Source organism: Filomicrobium insigne (genome assembly GCF_900104305.1).
GTDB classification, from domain to species: Bacteria; Pseudomonadota; Alphaproteobacteria; order Rhizobiales; family Hyphomicrobiaceae; genus Filomicrobium; species Filomicrobium insigne.
This window is the reverse complement of record NZ_FNJC01000002.1, coordinates 20,054-39,292: the sequence shown is the minus strand read 5'-3', so window position 1 is coordinate 39,292 and position 19,239 is coordinate 20,054. Positions and strand designations below refer to the sequence as shown.

The window sequence follows — 19,239 nt, the reverse complement described above, 5'->3', positions numbered from 1 at the left end:
CCTATATTTTTTTAGTTTATTGATCTAGGGTATTGGAACTCGTGAGGTGTGCGACGCGTTTATGAAGTGCCCAGTTGTTTTTTTCAGCAAAGGGGGTTCATATGACAGCTCAAACTACAGAAACATTTACAGAATCCGATTATGCAGATCACGTTCGAACGTATCGATCTTTTGTAAAAGGCATAGCAACTGCCGCAGGTTTGATTCTCCTGACGTTAATTATTCTCGCCTATGCCACGATGTAATCGCGATGGACTCCTGAGAGATTAATTTTTGTGCGCTTGCCTGTTGCGATTCCTCAAAATTGTTTTGGCGAGCGCACAAGCCGCACGTGGTTCCATGATCGCGTGTCCTATGAAATCTATAATCGATCCTGGAAACCGGGAACGCCCTCCTGCATTGCGCACGCGCGACAACAATAGTAAGTGCCCTCGTCTTCCAAGCCGTGCCCCATAATCCTGCACCCACAGTGTTTGCAGGTGGGGGCAAGGGCATGAACAGCACATTCGAAACTATCGAACGTGTGGCGATCGCCGTTCATTAGGACTTCGAACGATTTATCGTAGTCGTTGCCGCAAACTTCGCATCTCGCCATAGCTAGCCTCCTTACATCGTGCCACTCATAGTCAATGGGACGGGGGATTGGTTTGTTCCGTCTGTTGTGGGGGCTGTGAGGGTTATCGGGCGAAGCTACCGTGAGGACACGTGATTTCTGGCACGTGTTCGTGAAGAGCATGGCCTATGGAAATGCTTGATTTTTGGTATTTGGTCGCAAACATCCTGGTAAGGATCGTCGGCCTTGTTACGTCGTGCGGATCTGAGTGACAACTTTTTGGAAAGGAGGATTTTCCCGGTCTTGCTTTTTCAAAGGTTGCGGTGAAAATTATGCATTGCGACTTCTTCGGTGATTTGAAACCTTTTTCATATCAACCCATTATTGCAAAAGTCGAGATATGTGTGGTGCTGATTTGAAGGTGTGCAGAATATTGGGGTGTGCCCGGGTTGTTTGCGCGGGAAACAGTTGATCGCCCCAATCATTCTTTGTTCGTTGCATCTTCCGGTCGAGGAGAACTCGTATGCCGTCTCCTATGATGAAGCTGTTCGGTTATGCCGTTCGCCATGGCGCCCTACGTTTCGTAGACCATACCGGCCATGAAAGTGTTTTTGGCGATGGTACGGGAAAGCAGGTTACTTGCCGGACCACCGATCTTGCGACAGAGTTCAAAATCTCGGCAGACCCTACATTGGCGATCGGTGAAGCCTACATGGATGGTGGGCTAACCGTAGAGCAGGGAACCATCTACGATCTTATCATTCTCCTTATGGATAATGTGAGAGAGGTAGAACCTACCCTTTGGATGCGTGCGCTTGAACGTATGCGCTGGATGCTGCGCAGGGCCCAACAACTCAACTCTATCGGTGGTTCGTCCCGCAATGTTCGACACCACTACGATATTGATGGGCGGATCTACGATCTGTTTCTTGATTCTGATCGCCAGTACTCTTGCGGGTACTTCACGTCGGATCACGTTGACCTAGAAGAGGCGCAGCTGGCGAAGAAGCGTCATCTAGCGGTCAAGCTGGCTATTGAGGATGGGCAAAAGATCCTCGATATCGGATCGGGGTGGGGTGGTTTGGGCCTCTACCTTGCGAAGCTCGCCGACGTCAGCGTTACCGGTATTACGCTCAGCCCGGAGCAACTAGGGTACAGCCAAAGACGAGCTATGGATGAAGGGCTCGATGGCTCAGTAGTCTTCCAGCTTGAGGACTATCGGAAGCTTGCCGGGGCGTTTGACCGGATAGTCTCAGTGGGGATGTTCGAGCACGTTGGTGTTAACCACTACAGCGACTATTTCGCGAAGATTGCAGAGTTGCTTTCGGAAGATGGGGTGGCGGTGGTCCACTCGATTGGCCGCTTTGACGGTCCCGGGATCGCAAACCCGTTTATCAGGCGCTACATTTTTCCTGGTGGTTACATTCCGGCTCTGAGTGAGGTGTTACCGAGTGTCGAGCGGGCTGGTTTGTTCGTCAGTGATGTCGAAGTCTGGCGCCTTCACTATGCGAAGACCCTGCGCAACTGGCGGGAGCGTTTTGTTCGCAATTGGCAGAAAGCTGTCGATCTGAAGGGCGAGAAGTTTTGCAGAATGTGGGAGTTCTATCTCGCTGGGTCTGAAGCGGCTTTCCGCTATCAGAACCTCATGGTCTTTCAGCTGCAGCTTGTGAAACGGCTCGACGCTTTGCCTCTGACGCGGGATTACATGCTCGATACCGAGCGCCGTCTCAGGTCGCAAAAAAGAGAGCACCTTTCAGTGGTTCCTGCGGCTGAGTAGGAGGATTACAATCTTGTTGATGGCTGACTAGCGCGGCTGGAGAATGATCCCATGAGTCTAGAGCAGGTCGATGTCAGGGCTATGTGTGCTATTGGGCAGCGCGGTCAGCTCGGGCTTGAGGGCCGGATGCCGTGGGAGGGCTGCAAGGGGCAGGCCTACCGTGATGATGTTGAGCGGTTTTTCGAGATGACGCGTGGGCATGTATTGCTGGCTGGGCCGCGTACTATCGCATCTGTTCCTGAGTTTGCTTTTCGTGACAGGACTATCGCAGTTCTGCGATCTTCGATGATACCAACCGAAACGCTCGCCCAGTTTGCGGGTCGCGTTGTGTTTATCGGCGGCGGTCCACCGGTGTGGGACGCTTATGCGCCCTACATCCGGCATTGGGACGTGACAAGGCTCCCATATGATGGGCCGGCTGATCGCTGGTTCGATCCAGCTTGGCTCACTCAAGGTTCTGTAACGCTTGATGAGATCTCTTCTTCGGCGGGCGCGCGTCCGACTTTGCGGGAGGGAGGTGGAGATCCCGGTATCCCGCGATAGCGGCTTGTCGCGCGTTCCGTCGTTATTGTGCGGCGACGATAACGCCGCAAACCATCCGCCCTCCGGCATCGCCCGTGGGTTGAGACGAGTAATCATCTACGCCCTGGTGAATGACAATCGCTGAACCATCATCATCAAAGAGGCTGTTCTTCGTTCCTTTTGCCAAGGTCACTTTTGGAGCCAGGATTTCAATCTGGAGATTGCCACTGGCAGGAACATGGATGTTTGGCAAATCGCCAGCATGGTGGCCACCTTCTGCGAGGACGCCGTGCTTATGTCCATCGGGGTTGAAGTGCCCTCCCGCACTTTTGAAATCGCCCTCGCATTTGCCGGTCTCATGGATATGAATAGCGTGTTCGCCTGCTGGGACGCCGTTCAGCTTCATATTAAGCAATACACCCTGCTTAGCAGTTTCCTTCAATGTGACCGTGCCGACCTCTTTGCCGTCTTGGGTTGCCAGTTTGGCGGTAGCACCTGATTGGGCATTGGCTGGTGCGCTTAATAGGATCAATGCTGCAAGTGTGATAAACTCACGTCGCATGGGCTACTCCTCCTGAAAGACATGGTTGAATGCGTCCAACTCGGTTGGTTCCAACGTCTTTTTGTATTTGTCAGTTCCGAGCCGACCCGAGCGATCACCTAGCGCTCTCTCCCGCTGTCAGCGACCAGAGTCCGCGAGGCGCTTAGCGGTTAGTGCCAGCGCGATATAGCTGATCCCGGATGCGATCATGTTCACGCCTGCGAGTAGTCCGAGCGCCCAGCTGGCGCTGGATGGGAGCTCGAGAGCTAGAAGCACGCCGACTCCGAGAGCAATGATTCCTCCGAACATCAGCCATCCCCATCCATCTATGGGGCGTAGTTGCAGAGAAATTGCGATCTGAAATATGCCCTGCACGATGAAGACGATCGCAAGAAAAAGGGTCAGCGTAATGAGGCCTGTGAGCGGAAGGAACGCGAGTACGCAGCCAGCTGCGAACAAGAGCGCACCTAAGAGAAAGTCGACGATGGCGCCACGCCATCGTTGGGTTTGAAAGGCCTGTAAGATCTGGCTGATGCCGATGAGGATGAGAAGCCAGCCAATCAGAATCTTAACGGCGATCGATGCAATCAAGGGAAACGCGATGGCCAGGATGCCTGCAATCAGACTTATGATGCCAAGAGCAAGGTACCATCCCCAATTGGCGGCGACGTCGCTTCGTACCGCGGCCAAATTATAGCCGCCCGAGTAACTTGAACCAATCATCTGCAGCTCCATCGTGGGGCCTGCGTCTGGCCGGACTGAAGGTATTATCAGTACGCGCCCTTGGAGACGTCAAGCTCAATGCTGCGTGCCTGAGGCGCCGATCTTTGAAAAATTCAGACTTGGCGACCAAGGGTGATACAATCTTTGCGTTGGAATGATCGCTATTACGCAACGATTTGCGCCGGTGACTGTTCCCGGTAGGCTCGCCTTCTTTGAGAATTACGGCGATTGACCCGTTTTCAACGCTTTGTTCCTGACGGGACAGCCAAGTGTCCATGCCGTCGCAAATAACTCGACCCCGTTGCTTCTGCGGTGCAGGTCCCGCGCGGTGAGCGAGGACTTTTGTGCCGAGAGCAGCTTTCATTGCGAAAGGCACTCGGATGACACTTAACTCAGAAAAACTCGAAGCATTACTCGGTACGATGGTGAACGAGCTGGGGGCGGCTGCGAATGCAGCGCTTGTTCTCCTCGGTGATAAGCTTGGCCTTTACCGCGCCTTGGAGGCGCATGGGCCCCTCACGCCCACAGATCTTGCGCGCCACACGCAAACGCGTGAACGGTATGTGCGTGAGTGGCTTTCTGCGCAGGCTGCGTCCGGATTTGTTACTTACGATCCGGCAACGGCCACATTTGCACTTTCTCCCGAACAGGCAGCGGTGCTCGCTGACGAAGAGAGCCCAGTCAATATGACGGGAGGTTTTTATTCCCTTGCTGCGATTTTTGCGGACGAGCCCCGCCTCAACGACGCTTTCAAATCCGGTGAAGGTGTCGGCTGGGGAGACCACTGTAGTTGTCTGTTTTGCGGCACCGAACGATTTTTCCGTCCGGGCTACAAAGCACATCTCGTCAGTGAATGGCTGCCGGCGCTCGATGGGGTTGTCGAGAAACTTGAGCGGGGTGGGAAGGTTGCTGATGTCGGCTGCGGACATGGCGCGTCCACGATGATCATGGCGGAAGCCTTTCCTCAATCCACGTTCACCGGGTTCGACTTTCACGCGCCTTCCATCGATATCGCACGCAGCAAATCCATGGGCATTTCCAATGTGAAGTTCGAAGTGGCGAAGGCGCAGGATTTCACGGGGGAAGGTTATGAGCTCGTGACAATCTTCGATGCGTTACACGATATGGGCGACCCGGTGGGGGCTGCCCGGCATATCCGGTCCACGCTCGCCGATGATGGGACCTTGATGATTGTCGAGCCGCTTGCTGGAGATCGACTGGAGGACAATCTCAATCCGGTTGGAAGGGTTTACTACGCGTTCTCAACCAGCGTGTGCGTCCCTTCATCCTTGAAGCAGGAGGTTGGGATGGCACTTGGAGCTCAAGCTGGTGAAAAGCGGCTGGCTGAGGTCTTGAAGCAGGGTGGGTTCTCACGTGTGCGCCGAGCCGTAGCGACGCCGTTCAATATGGTGATCGCGGCTCGCCCGTGAACTAAAAAATCGCGGTGCAGAAACCTCTGCACCGCGATTCCGCTATTTATTTAGTTCGTTATGGGCAGAACCAAACCGGTCCAACGATGATGCAACCGCGACGATGCCAATCGTGGGGGCGCTTCTTGTGGCGGTGCCAGTGCTTTGGTGCGTGGCGATGGCGGGAGCCTGCCTTGTAGCGATGATGCCCCTTCTTGTGACGTTTTCCGTGATAGTGCTTCCTCTCCTTGTACTGGACCTTATTCAGCACTGTTGAGGAGACGTCTTGTGCCAGGGCTGGCGTCGTGTGTGGAGCCAGCGACTGGGGAGCAGCTGCGTTGGCTGACGTTAATGTGAGGATCGAAAGCATCGCTGCAGGCAGTATTGCCTTCATCATGACCAGTTTCCTTATATTTCTGCACGTGCGAACACCTTGAGGGTTCGCGGTTATAACGCGTGTCGTTAACAAATTCCGTCGTCGGCAGGTTTCGAGGCAGAAAATCGAAACGTGTCAGGGCGTGGCGGGACAGCAACATGGCTGTTGGTGTTCGACGTGGACGCGTTATCCCGGGTTGGTAGGACAAGTGGATTGGGGCTACTGAATTTGACCGGGGTGTAAGGAAAAAGATGAAATCGAGCGACGGAAACGGGGCGTCGCTTACGTTCCACGTTCACCAAACATATTGGCGCATCCGTTCTTCGGCATGTGCTATATTGGCGGCTGAACCCGTGCCTCTGGCCGCTGAGGAGGGTCTTCGTCGATGCGAAAATTCTGGCTATGGTCTACAGCGCTCCTGATTGCGGGTGGAGCTGCCTATGTGGCCGTGTCTCAGAACATCGTGAAGGTCCCACCCGAGATCTGGGCCGCGATCAAGGCTGAGACCAAGGATAGCGAAGCCAAAGCGGCTTCTGCCACAGGTGCGATACGTTCAGCGATCACTGTCGAAAGTGGTCAATCTCGCACGATATCTCGAACGCGCGATCTGCGGGCGATCGGAACGCTACGATCTGATGAATCTGTAAAAATTGCACCCGAGATTGCTGGACGGGTCGTTACTGTCGGCTTTGCCGAAGGACAGGCCGTCAAGCAGGGCGACATTCTCATGAAGCTCGATGACGCATTGGCGCAGGCCGAATTAGCGGACGCAGAGGCACGCTATGTTTTGGCTCAGGCTAATAACGAGCGTGCGAAAGCTCTCTCTAAAACCGGTAACGTCACTGAAAAGGCGCAGGACGAAGCCAAGGCCAATCTGCGGACTTCCGGTGCTGCCGTAGACCTTATGAAAGTCCGGCTCGACAAACATACAGTGCGCGCGCCGTTTGATGGGATTGTTGGGATACGGCAGGTGTCACCAGGTGCCTTCATTACGGCAGGGACGACCGTGGTGAACCTTGAGAAGATCGATCAACTTAAGGTCGACTTCAGCTTGCCGGAGATTTATCTCGCTGAAATCAGTACAGGCCAGACGGTCGACCTTCGCGTTGATGCGCTGCCTGGAAGGGGCTTCCAAGGTAAGATTTACGCGATTGACCCAATGGTTGACGTCAATGGGCGGTCATTGACGATCCGTGCTCTTGTTCCAAACGGTGATGGTGAGCTTCGGCCTGGTCTGTTCGTACGAATCATCGTGAAGGGACGAATCGAGCGACAGGTGGTCGTGGTTCCGGAAAGTGCTGTGGTGCCGCGGGCTGGCGAGAACTACGTCTACCGGATCGACGATGGCAAGGTGGTCGAGGCCAAAGTCAAATTGGGGGACCGCGCCAACGCTGAGGTGCAAATTCTCGAGGGGCTTGCCAGCGGAGCTACCGTCGTGACGGCGGGGCAGCAAAAGGTCAAGAACGGTGCCTCAGTGAAAGTGGTCGAGACGCGTGGATCTATCCCGCTTCAGCCTAAGACCACTCTTCGCCAGGGCAGCTGATGGGCACCTTCGCGTTTTTTATTCAACGGCCGGTTTTTTCGACAGTGATGAGCCTCGTGCTCATCCTTCTCGGCATCGTGTCCTACGGCCGACTGACCGTTCGCGAGTATCCGAACGTCGATGAGCCCGTGGTTTCGGTTTCGACGACATATCCTGGCGCATCTGCGACGATTATCGAAACTCAGGTGACGCAGATCTTAGAAGGCTCGATTGCTGGAATTTCCGGAATCGACGTTTTGGAGTCTACAAGCCGGTCTGAATCGAGCCGTATCACGGTCCGGTTCCGTTCTGATGTCGATCAAGACGTTGCGGCCAGTGATGTTCGCGATCGTGTTAGCCGCGTTCGGCGACGTTTGCCGGATGAAATCGAGGAGCCGACGATCTCGAAGGTCGAGGCGGACGCACGTTCGGTCATGTACCTCGTCTTCACGAGTCCGCAGATGTCGGCGTTGCAAATTACTGACTATGTCGACCGTTTTATTGTCGACAGACTGAAAAATCTCAACGGTGTGGCTGACGTCGTTATTTTCGGCGAACGACGATATGCGATGCGTATCTGGATCGATCGCGAACGTTTGGCTGCGTTTGACCTCACGGTGCAAGATCTTGAAGCCGCGCTTCGCGCGCAGAATGTTGAGCTTCCTTCGGGGCGGATTGAAAGTCAGGATCGGGAATTCTCCGTCCTGTCGCGCACGGGGCTCGTGACGCCGGATCAGTTCGGCGACATCGTGATCAAGCGGACCGAGGGCCATCAAGTCAAGATGCGCGAAGTTGCCCGCATTGCGCTCGGTGCTGAAGATGAGCGGCGCGACGGGCGCTACAATGGCGAACCTGCCATCGTGGTCGGTATTATCAAACAGGCCGTAGCCAATCCACTCGATGTCTCGCAAGCTGTACGTGGCGTGTTGCCTGAAATGAATCGGTCTTTGCCTAACGGGATGACGGCGGACATTGGCAATGATGATGCGGTGTTCATCGACCGCTCCATCAAGGCCGTTTACATGACGATTGGCGAAGCCATCGCGCTTGTTGTTGTGGTGGTCGTTTTCTTCCTGAGGTCGGCGCGGGCTTCGATCATCCCAATCGTAACCATTCCAATTTCGTTGATTGCGACCTTCACGCTGATGTTCGCGCTGGGGTTCAGTATCAATACGTTGACGTTGCTGGCTATGGTGTTGGCGATTGGGCTGGTGGTCGATGATGCAATCGTCGTGCTGGAAAACATCTACCGCCATATAGAAAGTGGCATGAAGCCTGTCGCGGCTGCAATCAAGGGCACCCAGGAAATTGGTTTCGCCGTGGTTGCGATGACGTTGACGCTTGCAGCCGTATATGCGCCCGTGGCATTTGCGCCGGGTAAGACGGGCAAGCTGTTCCTCGAATTCGCACTTACGCTCGCAGGCGCGGTGCTGGTTTCCGGTTTTGTTGCGCTGACGCTTACGCCGATGATGTGCTCGAAACTGCTACGACATGAGGCCAAGCCAGGGCGCATTTCGGCGGCGTTGGAGCGTGGTCTTGTTGCTTTTGAGGCCGGTTATCGGAGGGTTCTTTCGGCGTCGCTCAATGTGCGGCCGCTGGTGCTGCTGATTGCCGTCGGGGTTGCGGGCATGGCCGGGGTCTTCTTCTTATCGCTGAAGTCCGAACTCGCCCCGGTCGAAGATCGAGGTTCAATTCGTGTTCGCGGTGTTGGGCCAGAAGGTGCGACACTCGCATACACAGCCCGCTATTCCAGTGAAGTTGATGATATCTTCAAGACTTTGCCCGAGGTCCAATCACGGTTGGTGATCAATGGCACGCCTGAGGTGACGGGCTTCCTTGCGATCGGGCGCCTGTCGGATTGGAGCGAGCGGGAACGTACGCAGCAGGAAATGAGCAAGCAGATTGCGCCTGGCGTGCGTGCAATCCCCGGCGTGAGGGCGTTTGTGCAGGATCCCGGATCGTTCGGTCAGCGCGGATCTGCCCGGCCGGTGGAGTTTGTCATCCAAACTTCGGGGACGTACGAGCAGCTTGACGAGTACGTCAATCAGATGCTCTCTCGCATCGAGAAGTATCCGGGTCTTGAGAGCGTTGATACCGATCTCAAGCTCAACACACCTGAGTTCCGGCTTGAAGTGGACCGCGCCAAAATCAACGATCTTGGCATTGACGTGAACGTTGTCGGGCGGACCCTGGAGACCTTGTTGGGCGGACGCGAGGTGACACGTTTCGAGATGAACGGCGAGCAGTATGACGTCTATCTGCAGCTCGCGGCGTCCGACAGATCTTCTCCCGATGCGCTCAATACAATCTTCCTCCGGTCTCCTACAGGTCAGATGATACAACTCTCCAACGTGGTCAGCGTGAAAGAGGCTGTGGCTCCCAAAGAGTTGAAGCGGTTCAATCAGCTTCGGGCCGTTACAATTTCGGCGAACCTTGCCCCGGGATATGCGCTCGGTGACGGTCTTGCATTCCTGGAAAAAACGGCTCGTGAGATCTTGCCTGCCAATGTGCAGACGGATGTGAATGGTGAGAGCCGTGAATTCCGTTCGGCCGGCCAGAGCCTTGCGCTCGTCTTCTTGTTGGCTCTTGGATTCATTTATTTAGTCTTGTCCGCTCAGTTCGAGAGTTTTCGCGATCCGGTTATGATCATGATGACGGTGCCGCTGTCGATGACCGGAGCGCTGGGTATGTTGTGGCTTGGTGGCGGCACGCTCAACGTCTACTCGCAGATTGGCCTCGTCACCCTTGTGGGATTGATTACGAAGCACGGCATCTTGATCGTTGAGTTTGCTAACCAGAGGCAGATGGCAGGACTTGACCGGCGTTCCGCTGTGATCGAGGCTGCGGTGCTGCGGTTACGGCCCATCCTTATGACGACCGGTGCCATGGTGCTCGGTGCGTTGCCGCTAGCGATGGCCACGGGCGCCGGTGCGGAAAGCCGTCAGCAGATCGGTTTTGTCATCGTGGGTGGTATGACGTTGGGAACGATCCTAACGCTGTTTGTGGTCCCGACCGTTTACAGCTTGATGGGGCGTCGCCATGTGGAGGTGCCCGCAGCGCACGACGACCACGTTGCCGTTCCTGGTGAGTGAAGACCATCTGCGCGATGCAGACAGCCGGCCATCATCATTTGAGACATCCGAGCATGAGTAATCGTTACGGGACGCTCGCTGCATGGGTCTATCACGTTGATAAACCCATCGGGCATTCCTTCGGAGATATCGAGTTTTATCGTGAGCGGCTGGCTGGTTGCGAAGGGCCGATCCTCGAACCGGCAGTCGGGAATGGGCGTGCGATCATTCCTCTTATCGAGTCGGGATGTGATGTTGTTGGCTTTGACACCTCGGCAGATATGTTGGACTTCTGCCGCAAGGAATGTGCGGCCCGTGGCCTGAAGCCTTCGTTAAGCGTGCAGAGCTTTGAAAGCTTCGAGTATGACCGGAAATTTGAGGCCATCATTATTCCGGCTGGATCATTTCAATTGATCACCGAGGCGACGGTTGCGCGCTCTGTGTTATGCCGGTTTCAGAGAGCACTCTCTCCCGGCGGACGGCTGATCGTTGATCTTGATCCCATCTCGAGTTTTGTAACGCCTGGGGCCCGCGTGCGGCATTGGCAAGTCGGCGATGATGTTTTGACGTTGCAGGAATCCCGCGCCGAAACGGATTTCGTTCGCCAGACAACTGTTTCGCAGCTTCGTTACGAGCACTGGCGCAGTGGACAGCTCGTTTCCGTTGAGTTGGATCTGTTCAGCTTGCGTTGGTGGGGAATTGTTGAGTTTGAATTGGCTTTGTGTGAGGCCGGTTTCACAGAGATCGTGATTTCCGGCGACTACCAATTTGGTTCGATGCCCAAGAGTGACGTGCGAAGCATCACGTTTGAAGCTCGCATACCAGAATAGTGGGGCCCGATTGGGTTCGCAGTTCCCGTTATCTCAGGTCCTTTTCCATGACGAAGTTTGTTAGCGCGATGCCGTTGCGGGTCACCGTCTGCGGTTCGATGACCTGCCAGCCCTGACGCAAGAAGAAGCTGCGGGAGAGATAACTCGCTTCGGTCCAGAGCTTTGTCAGGCCGTGGTCCGCGGCCTCAATGAGAATGGCTTCGTACAGCTTGCTCGTTATGCCTGAGCCCATGCGATCCGGAGTGACGAAGGCCAAGTCAATACATCCCTCGCGTGATAGCGACATGAAACCGACGATCTGATCTTCTTGTTCGGCCACCAGTGTCGTCTGAGATGTCAGGCGTTGGTGCCAACCCGACGGCTCAGGAACGGTCGGGGCCCAGGCTTGGCGTTGGGCATCGTTGTAATGATCGCGCGTGCCGAAATGGACCGCGTCAAAGAATATCTGCGCAGTCGCGCCGAGATCCTTTTCCTGACAGCGGCGGATCAAGAGCAATTGATCTTTCGCGTGCGGAGGCTTCCCGTTCACGACTTCACCGCAGTACTGACATCCACTTCTTCGATGTCTGGTTTTGGTGCCGTTATGAGTAGTGCCACACCAATCGTTGCGGCTAGAATAGATGCTGCGAACACCGCAATCTTTGCTGCTGCGAAATCGGCTTGAACGGGAAATGCCTGGCCGGCGATGAATAGCGACATGGTGAAACCAATGCCTGCGAGGGCACCGGCACCCGCAAGCTGGCGCCAGGAATAGGCTGCGGGCTTCACTGCAAGTCCGGCACATACGGCAAGAGCTGCGGCCGATAGCATGCCGACGGGTTTACCGATCACAAGGCCCGATATTATCGCCAGCATCAGCGTTTCATGGCCTGTGATCACGTTCATCGACAGGGGAACTCCTGCGTTAGCTAGCGCGAAAATTGGAAGCACCAGATAGCTGGATCGCATGCCAGCGTGCCGCAAGAGACGGTCCGCCGGAGATTCCAAACGGTCGTGAATGGCTTCCAATGTACGCATAGCCATTGTCGAAGGGCCGTGGCGCAGGGCTTCTTTATTGCGTTGCGCCTCGTTTGCCATGATCGAATCTGCCTGAGCCATCAGGGCCTTGAGATTAGGTGGTGGGCGCGTCGGAATGAACAGCGCGAGTACGACTCCAGCCAGTGTTGGATGTAGTCCACTTGCGAGGACGCAGATCCAGAGGCCAAGTCCGATGATCATATAGGGGAACACGCGGTAGATACGGGCCCAGCTTAACAACGCCAGACCGCCCGTCAGCACGCTCGCGGCGGCCATATATTCGAAGGACAGTTCGCCAGAATAGAACACGGCGACGACAACGATCGCGGCGATATCGTCGACGATGGCGGCGGCGGTCAGAAAAATGCGCAGTTCAATCGGTACGCGCTGCCCCATCATGAATATGAGCGCGACGGCGAACGCGGTGTCCGTCGCGATGGGTACGCCCCATCCGTGTACCCACGGGCCGGACGGGACAAAGAGCGCATAAATTAGAGCCGGCATAATCATTCCGCCGAGTGCGGCGGCTATGGGCAGGGCTGCAGACTTGCGTCCTGCGAGGTGTCCGACGGTGAATTCCCGTTTTATTTCCAGGCCGACAACCAGGAAGAAGATGGTCAAAAGGCCGTCGTTGATCCAGTGAAGCAGCGACATTCCAAAGCTTGCGCCGCCTAAACTCAGCGTGAGTTTTTGTTGCCAGAGGCTGAGGAATTCCGGCCCCATTTCGGAGTTGGTCAGAAACACCGCTAACACGGTCGCGAGTAGGAGTAGCAGGCCAGCTGAGGGGCCCCAGCTCACGAAATCAACGGCTGCGGCCGCGACCTTGTGCCCGAGCCGGCCAAACATGGCATCGGAGAACGAGCTTTCGTCCCAGGCGCCATCGTAGCGACGACCATTTATGAAAAATGTTGGTGTAAAGAGAACGCCGCTTGCCTGGGCGCTATTAATGTCGGCATCGACGCGCTTTTTCGCGCGGAGTTCGGAGCGTTCACTGTCTTCGGGTGTCTGATGTTCGAGATCCAGTTTCTCGGCGACGACGACCAGGTCTTCTTCTGTCAGCGTTTTGGAGCGCGACATCAATTCCATGTGCGCGTCCCAGAAGCGGATTGGGTCGGTTGTGCGCTCAACTAATTCCGCTGCGCGACGGGCTAGATCGTTGTCTGGAATTGGCTTGTGTCGGAAAACGTAGCGGAGACGGTCTCCGAGATCATCGCGCACATTTGCGATGCGATCGTTCGCTGCGCGGCAGTGCGGGCAGGCGTAGCTGCCATACTCGACGAGGGTAATTGGTGCTCCCGGAGGTCCCAATACATGGTCGTAACGGGCATCGACAGAGCGGTTTAGCCGATTGCGCGTTCCTGTGGCCATGCGTCGTCCTCATTGCGAAGTCGGAAACATCATTCAGGTTGGCACTTGGGTCAGATTGCTGAACCGCGTGGACGGCCCACAAATTTTATTAGGCCGCATCGTTCGCGCTGTCACGATCTGATGGGTGATCTTGTTGTCACCTATGAGGGAGAGACTTGAGATTAGATGGAGCGGTTCGTCAGCATGCTTAGGTTGAGACATCCAGGAGGCTGGTTTTAAATAGGAGTTAACGCTCTAAGATAGGTACCGAGCTTAAATTTCATTCAGCTGATGCTCGCCCGCACCAAAAAAGGCAGGGCGGCCCTAGCCGTCCTGCCATAAGGTGGGTGGGGGGGATTATCGTTGGAGGCGTTTTTGGGAACGCCCCGGGAGGGTCAGGCAACAAGCGCTTTCGACGCGTCCAAAACCTTGTGTGCAGACTGATTAGCTTCTCGCGTGACTTCCAGGATTTTTCCCATGTTGTCGGTAATGATCTGAACCCCGGCGGCCGCTGTTGTCATGTTGGACGAGATCTCTTGAGTCACAGCGCCTTGCTGTTCGATCGCTGCTGCGATGTCCGAGGAGATGTCGCTGATTGAATTAATCACGTCGGTGATGTCTTTGATCGCCTTTACGGCCTCGGCGGTGCCGGACTGTACGGTATCAATTTGGTTTTCAATTTCGGCGGTCGCTTTTGCTGTTTGGTTGGCCAGCGCTTTGACTTCGCTTGCGACTACGGCAAAGCCCTTACCTGCTTCCCCGGCACGGGCCGCCTCGATTGTGGCATTCAATGCAAGCAGGTTCGTTTGCCCCGCGATGGAGTTGATGAGGCTAACAACCTGCCCGATGCGATCAGCTGACCCCGCGAGTCCCCCGACAATCTGATTGGTGCGGCTTCCAAGCTCGACCGCTTTTTGTGTGATCTTGGCAGCGTCATCCACGCGGCGGCCGATTTCCATAACCGAGCACACGAGTTCCTCGGCGGCGGACGCGACAGCCTGCACGTTGGCTGAGGTTTGGTTTGACGAGGTGGCCGCACTCTCCACCTCAACGTTGGTGGCTTGAATTGCGTTCGTAACCGTTCCGAGGTCGACATCGATTGTTTGCTTGATCGCTGCTTTGAGGGCGACCTGTTTGGAGATGTCCGTGCAAAATTTTACGACCTTGTAGGGCTTGCCCGAGGGGTCGAAAATTGGATTGTACGTGGCCTGCAGCCAGATCTCTTTGCCGTTTTTACCGATGCGCTTGTATTCGCCGCCTTGGAACTCGCCGCGGTTCAGCGTTTCCCAGAATTGCCGGTAAGCCGGGCTGTTGCGATCGGCATCCGTTACGAACATCCGGTGATGCTGCCCTGTGATTTCGTCGAGGGCGTAGCCGGTCGTTGCAAGGAAGTTGGGGTTGGCTGTGATGATTGTACCGTCCAGATTGAAATGGATGACGGCGTTGGATTTGTTTATCGCGGCGATCTGGCCGTCCTGGTCGGCTGCCTTAAGTTTGCGTTCCGTTACGTCGGAGCAGAACTTCACAATTTTGTAGGGTCTTTTGCTGGAGTCGAGGAGCGGATTGTAGGTGGCCTGGATCCAGATTTCTTTTCCGCTTTTGCCGATGCGTTTGAATTCTCCAGATTGGAATTTGCCGCGATTTAGGCCCTGCCAGAAATTTCTATACTCGGCACCCGTTCGGTCTTTATCGGAAACAAAAATACTGTGGTGTTTTCCTTGAATTTCTTGGAGCGTATATCCGACGGTGTGAAGAAAATTTTCGTTGGCCGTCAGGATTGTTCCGTTCAAGTCGAACTCAATGACCGCTTGAGATTTGTCCAAAGCTTGAAGTTTTGCGAGCAACTCGCCGGACTTTGAGAATGACATTTGGACGATCCGTTCGCTGAAAGCTCAATCACGCGTAGGTTGTAATATATTGACGCGATTGTTAAGCGAGCCTTAATGCTGTAGTTGCGAATTGGGAAAAATTCCCTTCGACGACGGAAGGTGCCGTCTATGCCACTATGAATGGTGGCATGCAAAACTCTATGCTATTTGCGCCATTTTATGGGTGATTGTGACGACGAACTTTTTCTTAGGCTTATCCGTCAACCTTCGTAAGGCTAGGCGGGTGGGACCGATGTCATGGTGTGCACATAGTATGCGATGCCTACTACCAGTGCGGGTATTGCGCCGATGTGAATGAATTCGAGACTTCGTGAAAGCCAACGCCTGCTTGCGACCCGGTTGTTTATTCTCATGATTGAAATCACGATCATCAGGCTGACGAGCATGTAATCGAAAAGGAATATGCGATCCGAAAGCGTGGCTGTGTCTGAATCCAATTGCGGAAGCGACAGATACAGCGCGACGGCGGAAAGTAGAGCTGTCACCTGGATCGTAATGATTGCTTCGAAGTGTGATTGTGGAATGAAGATGGAGACGTAAGCGACTATAAGAATAAACGCCAAGGGTACGACAACCCTCAGGAAATAATCGGTCACCTCGCGCTTCATCATCCAAACGTAGCTGGCTTTGTAGAACGGTACGGCGCTGGGCTCGTGCGTGTATGCGTTCACGATCGGAACGTAGTCTTCGTCAATTCCGACATATTGGTCTTCGACGTTCCAATCATCCGATGCGACGGTGTGATCGCGTAGATCCAGGGGCGGCGGTTGGACGATGAATTGTGCATCATCGCTTTTGGGCTGGATTTCGATCGCAAAGCGCTGGGTATCAAACGGATAGGTTTCGAGGTCTGGCTGGAACAGGAAACGCCCGTTGACTTTGTAGACTTTCATCGTTGCGGGGAACGCATCGCTGCTTCCGCCGCCATGCAGTTCCTCGATGGTGATCTGGCGGCCGTTCGTACGCGGGTCGAGATACGCATTCGTGAAGTCAATTTTGTCTATGGATGCGGTGTCGGTTGCGTGCATCGACAGGTAGAATTCGGCGAAGAATGACCTCTCGTTTTCGTCGACGCGGTGTGCGCGGATCATGTCTACATCGACGTAGAACGTTTCAATCCGGCGAAATTCACCGTTTCTGACGCGCACGAACTGAACCGGGGCCAACTGTTTGCGCCCGAGGCCTTGCGGCAAAATCAGGATGAGTGGCGGACGTGAAGCCACGCGCGTTTGCGGGTCGAAAGACCAATTTTGGAAGCGTCCGCGATATGCGCCGCGACCGGTTGCGTACGTCGTCGTTAATGCGCGGACGATCGATAAATGTCGGGTGGGGAGGTCTGCGTCTGGCCCGGCCGCGCGCGCGGCCGAAGAAACGAGCGCGACCATGTCGGCGAACTTGCTTCCGCTGTTTATGGCGCGGAGGTTTGCATGTTCGAAGGGATCTCGGAAACTTCTTTCGGCCTCTTCTTTGCAGGACCCGTCAGCCCATCCCGGCGCGGTGGGATTTTTCTGACCTTCAAAAATCCAGGCACCTGGAGCGGCTTGGGTTGCGACGCGGCGCATGCGCTCGTTGTAGACCTCGGGAAGGTCGTCAGATGCAAGCTCATACATCGCGTTGGGGTAGGTATCGCGCGTTGCGCTGGACAGCCGGTCCAAGCTGCCGATCATGAAAATCGCGGGCGTGACACCCGCGTCGCGGATTTTATTGATCAGCGGTTCCGTCTGCGCGGATCCGACGGCGACCAGGATCAAGTCTGGTTGTTTGACTTTGAGATCCTCTGCGATCGCCTCCAGATCGCTGGGATCGAGTGTGTCGCCTTTCAGGAGTACGCGGTGGTCTGCCGTAATTCGATCCGGACCGAGTGCGGAGGAGACGGCATCAACCAAGGCCTTGTTATAGACGGCGTCATCTCTCACGACGAAGGCCACACGCTGAAAGCCCATTTGCGCGAGGAAGTGTGTAACGATGGGGGCGCGTTCTTCCTCCTGTGACGGGCGAGTGGAGAACACATTAGGCAGGTCTTTGAAGATGCCGTTCACTGATACGTCGGTTAGAAACGGCACATTACTTGCGCGAAGTTCCGGAGACATAGCTTCGAACAAAGCTTTACCCCGCGTCGAGCTGGAAAGACCGATTACCGCCAAGAGGTTTGGCAGTGCGAGGGCGGAGCGCATATTGCTGATGGTTTTCGTCTCTTCGAGGAAGTCATCGAAGAAATGGAGTGAGACGGGCCGGCCGCGAATGCCGCCGTAGGCGTTGATCCTGACCTGTTCCTCGCCTGTGAGTTTGCGAATGGCTTCGACGTAGCCACGGCTATAGCACTCTTCAGTTCGGGTGCTGGTAAAGAGGGCGATATTGTAAGGTGGGCCTGCCGCGGCCTGAGCTTCGTCCTGTGCCCTGGCGGTGCCGGACGCTAAAAGGACGAAGAGCGCAATAACGATCAGTATGAAGAGGGCTAGGGGCAGTAGACTTCCGACGCGTCCCAGACATATTTGGCTCGCCGTTTTAGACTGGTCCGACGCGTACATATATATCCCCCCAGCGTGCCCACGGTGAGGACTGCTTCCGGTTCCCGTGGAGCAGCTCTGGCCGCTTGAGACGGCAAGTCATGGACGTCCGATTTATTACTCCAACGGCCTAAGTATCAAAAGCGGTCTGTTGAGAGCTCTGCCACGGTATGATGGCATCGTGGCAAGGTTGCACCGTTTTTGAACCAAAGACCGTAATGGCGTCCTTTGAGCAGCGGAGGCCTCCGCTGGGGCTGGGGCAGGCCATTATCGACGCGGTTTTTTGGTCACGGCGTGCCGCCAGGCTTTTTGCAACGCTTCGCTTAGTTCTGCCTCGGAAAGTCTCGCCAGGTTTGCTGTGGTCCAGCCTTGTTGTCCCCACGCGTTGGGGACTGGGCTAAACGCTTCGTGATGAACCAAGCAGGTGAGCTCCTGTTCGTCGGGTGTAAATTTGAGATTTATCGTGAGCCCATCGGCGGCAAGCGTTGCGTAGTTTCGGAAAACCTTGAATGCCGTGCGGTCAAAATGGGGGGACGCGGTGGTTCCTTCCAGCGCTAGTGCGATCCGGTGCACATCTTCCGCTTTCGCCATGATCCATGCTCCGGTGTCAGGTCTCAGAGAGCTTTTTCAGGTTCTGTAGACCTCTTTCATAGTCGTTGCCAATCATCTCGTTTATGTCGATGAACACGCTAACGACCTTTGAGGCCAGAACCATTGGTCCGCGCATGCTCCAGGTTACGAGGGTCGCGTCGCCTTCAGGCTTCAATGTGAATTCAACTTCGTTCCGTGTTTCGAAAGGTCTGACAAAGCTCAGGCTCATCACGACTTTGTCTGGCGGAGACGATTCAGTGATTTCTAAACGGCCTTTTCCAGCTTCTTCGCCTTCCCAATCATAAGTGGCCCCTTCACCACTTTCGGGGCCGCTGAACGTCCGCTGCATGTCTTTGATTTCGAACGGTGACCACGTGGTGAAGCGCTGTAGATTATTGATCATGGGAAAGATCTTTTCCGGCGTAGCCTGAATGCGTGCCGAACGCTCCACGTAAAATGTGTTTGGCTTGCTCATGGCGATGAGAAGGATCGTCGCGATCGGCACGAGGATGACAGCTGCGAGGGCGATCGCGATTTTTTTCAACATCTTTGTTTCCAGTGAAG

Annotated in this window: 15 protein-coding genes; 6 read left to right on the top strand and 9 right to left on the bottom strand. The window is 55.1% G+C overall.

The window, feature by feature from the left end:
• Positions 1–1,076: 1,076 nt before the first annotated feature.
• Positions 1,077–2,330, top strand: a complete 1,254-nt coding sequence (locus BLS30_RS06180; RefSeq protein ID WP_046476041.1) for a cyclopropane fatty acid synthase — start codon at positions 1,077–1,079, stop codon at positions 2,328–2,330.
• A 51-nt stretch (positions 2,331–2,381) separates the two neighbouring features.
• Positions 2,382–2,873 carry a dihydrofolate reductase family protein gene (locus BLS30_RS06175; RefSeq protein ID WP_046476046.1) on the top strand — a complete coding sequence of 164 codons (492 nt, stop codon included), beginning with the start codon at positions 2,382–2,384 and terminating at the stop codon, positions 2,871–2,873.
• Positions 2,874–2,895: 22 nt separating this feature from the next.
• On the opposite strand, the gene BLS30_RS06170 is transcribed toward BLS30_RS06175, so the two are convergent.
• Complete coding sequence (locus BLS30_RS06170; protein ID WP_090227504.1) at positions 2,896–3,414, bottom strand: superoxide dismutase family protein; 519 nt, start codon at positions 3,412–3,414, stop codon at positions 2,896–2,898.
• Between the two features lie 117 nt (positions 3,415–3,531).
• Positions 3,532–4,116, bottom strand: a complete 585-nt coding sequence (locus tag BLS30_RS06165; RefSeq protein WP_160298674.1) for an HdeD family acid-resistance protein — start codon at positions 4,114–4,116, stop codon at positions 3,532–3,534.
• A 380-nt stretch (positions 4,117–4,496) separates the two neighbouring features.
• Here BLS30_RS06165 and BLS30_RS06160 point away from each other — a divergent pair, with 380 nt between their 5' ends.
• The gene (locus BLS30_RS06160) at positions 4,497–5,546 is read left to right on the top strand and encodes a methyltransferase domain-containing protein (RefSeq protein WP_090227501.1); all 1,050 of its coding nucleotides are present in this window, start codon (positions 4,497–4,499) and stop codon (positions 5,544–5,546) included.
• A 58-nt stretch (positions 5,547–5,604) separates the two neighbouring features.
• On the opposite strand, the gene BLS30_RS06155 is transcribed toward BLS30_RS06160, so the two are convergent.
• Complete coding sequence (locus BLS30_RS06155) at positions 5,605–5,922, bottom strand: hypothetical protein (protein WP_052743610.1); 318 nt, start codon at positions 5,920–5,922, stop codon at positions 5,605–5,607.
• Positions 5,923–6,286: 364 nt separating this feature from the next.
• Here BLS30_RS06155 and BLS30_RS06150 point away from each other — a divergent pair, with 364 nt between their 5' ends.
• Genes BLS30_RS06150 through BLS30_RS06140 form a run of 3 tightly spaced genes read left to right on the top strand, consistent with a single transcriptional unit; the run spans position 6,287 to position 11,324 of the window.
• Positions 6,287–7,444, top strand: coding sequence for an efflux RND transporter periplasmic adaptor subunit (locus BLS30_RS06150; protein ID WP_090227499.1), 1,158 nt, complete (start codon positions 6,287–6,289; stop codon positions 7,442–7,444).
• Complete coding sequence (locus BLS30_RS06145; RefSeq protein WP_046476062.1) at positions 7,444–10,515, top strand: efflux RND transporter permease subunit; 3,072 nt, start codon at positions 7,444–7,446, stop codon at positions 10,513–10,515. The genes BLS30_RS06150 and BLS30_RS06145 overlap by 1 nt, the downstream gene beginning before the upstream one ends.
• 53 nt (positions 10,516–10,568) lie before the next feature.
• Positions 10,569–11,324 carry a class I SAM-dependent methyltransferase gene (locus BLS30_RS06140; RefSeq protein WP_170832423.1) on the top strand — a complete coding sequence of 252 codons (756 nt, stop codon included), beginning with the start codon at positions 10,569–10,571 and terminating at the stop codon, positions 11,322–11,324.
• A 28-nt stretch (positions 11,325–11,352) separates the two neighbouring features.
• Here the strand turns inward: BLS30_RS06140 and BLS30_RS06135 are convergent, their stop codons facing one another.
• The 6 genes from BLS30_RS06135 to BLS30_RS06110 form a co-directional block, all read right to left on the bottom strand.
• Positions 11,353–11,853, bottom strand: coding sequence for a GNAT family N-acetyltransferase (locus BLS30_RS06135; RefSeq protein WP_170832422.1), 501 nt, complete (start codon positions 11,851–11,853; stop codon positions 11,353–11,355).
• Positions 11,850–13,709 (bottom strand): Na+/H+ antiporter NhaA, encoded by a 1,860-nt coding sequence (gene nhaA / locus BLS30_RS06130; protein WP_090227494.1) that lies wholly within the window; start codon positions 13,707–13,709, stop codon positions 11,850–11,852. Before nhaA ends, BLS30_RS06135 begins: the two co-directional genes overlap by 4 nt.
• A gap of 374 nt (positions 13,710–14,083) precedes the next feature.
• On the bottom strand, positions 14,084–15,556 hold the full coding sequence (locus tag BLS30_RS06125) for a methyl-accepting chemotaxis protein (protein WP_090227492.1): 1,473 nt from the start codon (positions 15,554–15,556) through the stop codon (positions 14,084–14,086).
• Positions 15,557–15,792: 236 nt separating this feature from the next.
• Positions 15,793–18,105, bottom strand: a complete 2,313-nt coding sequence (locus BLS30_RS06120; protein WP_090227489.1) for an ABC transporter substrate-binding protein — start codon at positions 18,103–18,105, stop codon at positions 15,793–15,795.
• 246 nt (positions 18,106–18,351) lie between these two features.
• Positions 18,352–18,675: an MmcQ/YjbR family DNA-binding protein gene (locus BLS30_RS06115; protein WP_046476077.1), complete on the bottom strand. Its 324-nt coding sequence runs from the start codon at positions 18,673–18,675 to the stop codon at positions 18,352–18,354.
• Positions 18,676–18,691: 16 nt separating this feature from the next.
• Positions 18,692–19,222 (bottom strand): SRPBCC family protein, encoded by a 531-nt coding sequence (locus BLS30_RS06110; protein WP_046476079.1) that lies wholly within the window; start codon positions 19,220–19,222, stop codon positions 18,692–18,694.
• Positions 19,223–19,239 lie beyond the last annotated feature (17 nt).

Coding starts and splice junctions, on each gene's coding strand:
- BLS30_RS06180 (WP_046476041.1), top strand. CDS start 1,077: ATGCCGTCTCCTATGATGAAGCTGTTCGGTTATGCCGTTCGCCATGGC.
- BLS30_RS06175 (WP_046476046.1), top strand. CDS start 2,382: ATGAGTCTAGAGCAGGTCGATGTCAGGGCTATGTGTGCTATTGGGCAG.
- BLS30_RS06170 (WP_090227504.1), bottom strand. CDS start 3,414: ATGCGACGTGAGTTTATCACACTTGCAGCATTGATCCTATTAAGCGCA.
- BLS30_RS06165 (WP_160298674.1), bottom strand. CDS start 4,116: ATGATTGGTTCAAGTTACTCGGGCGGCTATAATTTGGCCGCGGTACGA.
- BLS30_RS06160 (WP_090227501.1), top strand. CDS start 4,497: ATGACACTTAACTCAGAAAAACTCGAAGCATTACTCGGTACGATGGTG.
- BLS30_RS06155 (WP_052743610.1), bottom strand. CDS start 5,922: ATGATGAAGGCAATACTGCCTGCAGCGATGCTTTCGATCCTCACATTA.
- BLS30_RS06150 (WP_090227499.1), top strand. CDS start 6,287: ATGCGAAAATTCTGGCTATGGTCTACAGCGCTCCTGATTGCGGGTGGA.
- BLS30_RS06145 (WP_046476062.1), top strand. CDS start 7,444: ATGGGCACCTTCGCGTTTTTTATTCAACGGCCGGTTTTTTCGACAGTG.
- BLS30_RS06140 (WP_170832423.1), top strand. CDS start 10,569: ATGAGTAATCGTTACGGGACGCTCGCTGCATGGGTCTATCACGTTGAT.
- nhaA (WP_090227494.1), bottom strand. CDS start 13,709: ATGGCCACAGGAACGCGCAATCGGCTAAACCGCTCTGTCGATGCCCGT.
- BLS30_RS06125 (WP_090227492.1), bottom strand. CDS start 15,556: ATGTCATTCTCAAAGTCCGGCGAGTTGCTCGCAAAACTTCAAGCTTTG.
- BLS30_RS06120 (WP_090227489.1), bottom strand. CDS start 18,105: ATGTACGCGTCGGACCAGTCTAAAACGGCGAGCCAAATATGTCTGGGA.
- BLS30_RS06115 (WP_046476077.1), bottom strand. CDS start 18,675: ATGGCGAAAGCGGAAGATGTGCACCGGATCGCACTAGCGCTGGAAGGA.
- BLS30_RS06110 (WP_046476079.1), bottom strand. CDS start 19,222: ATGTTGAAAAAAATCGCGATCGCCCTCGCAGCTGTCATCCTCGTGCCG.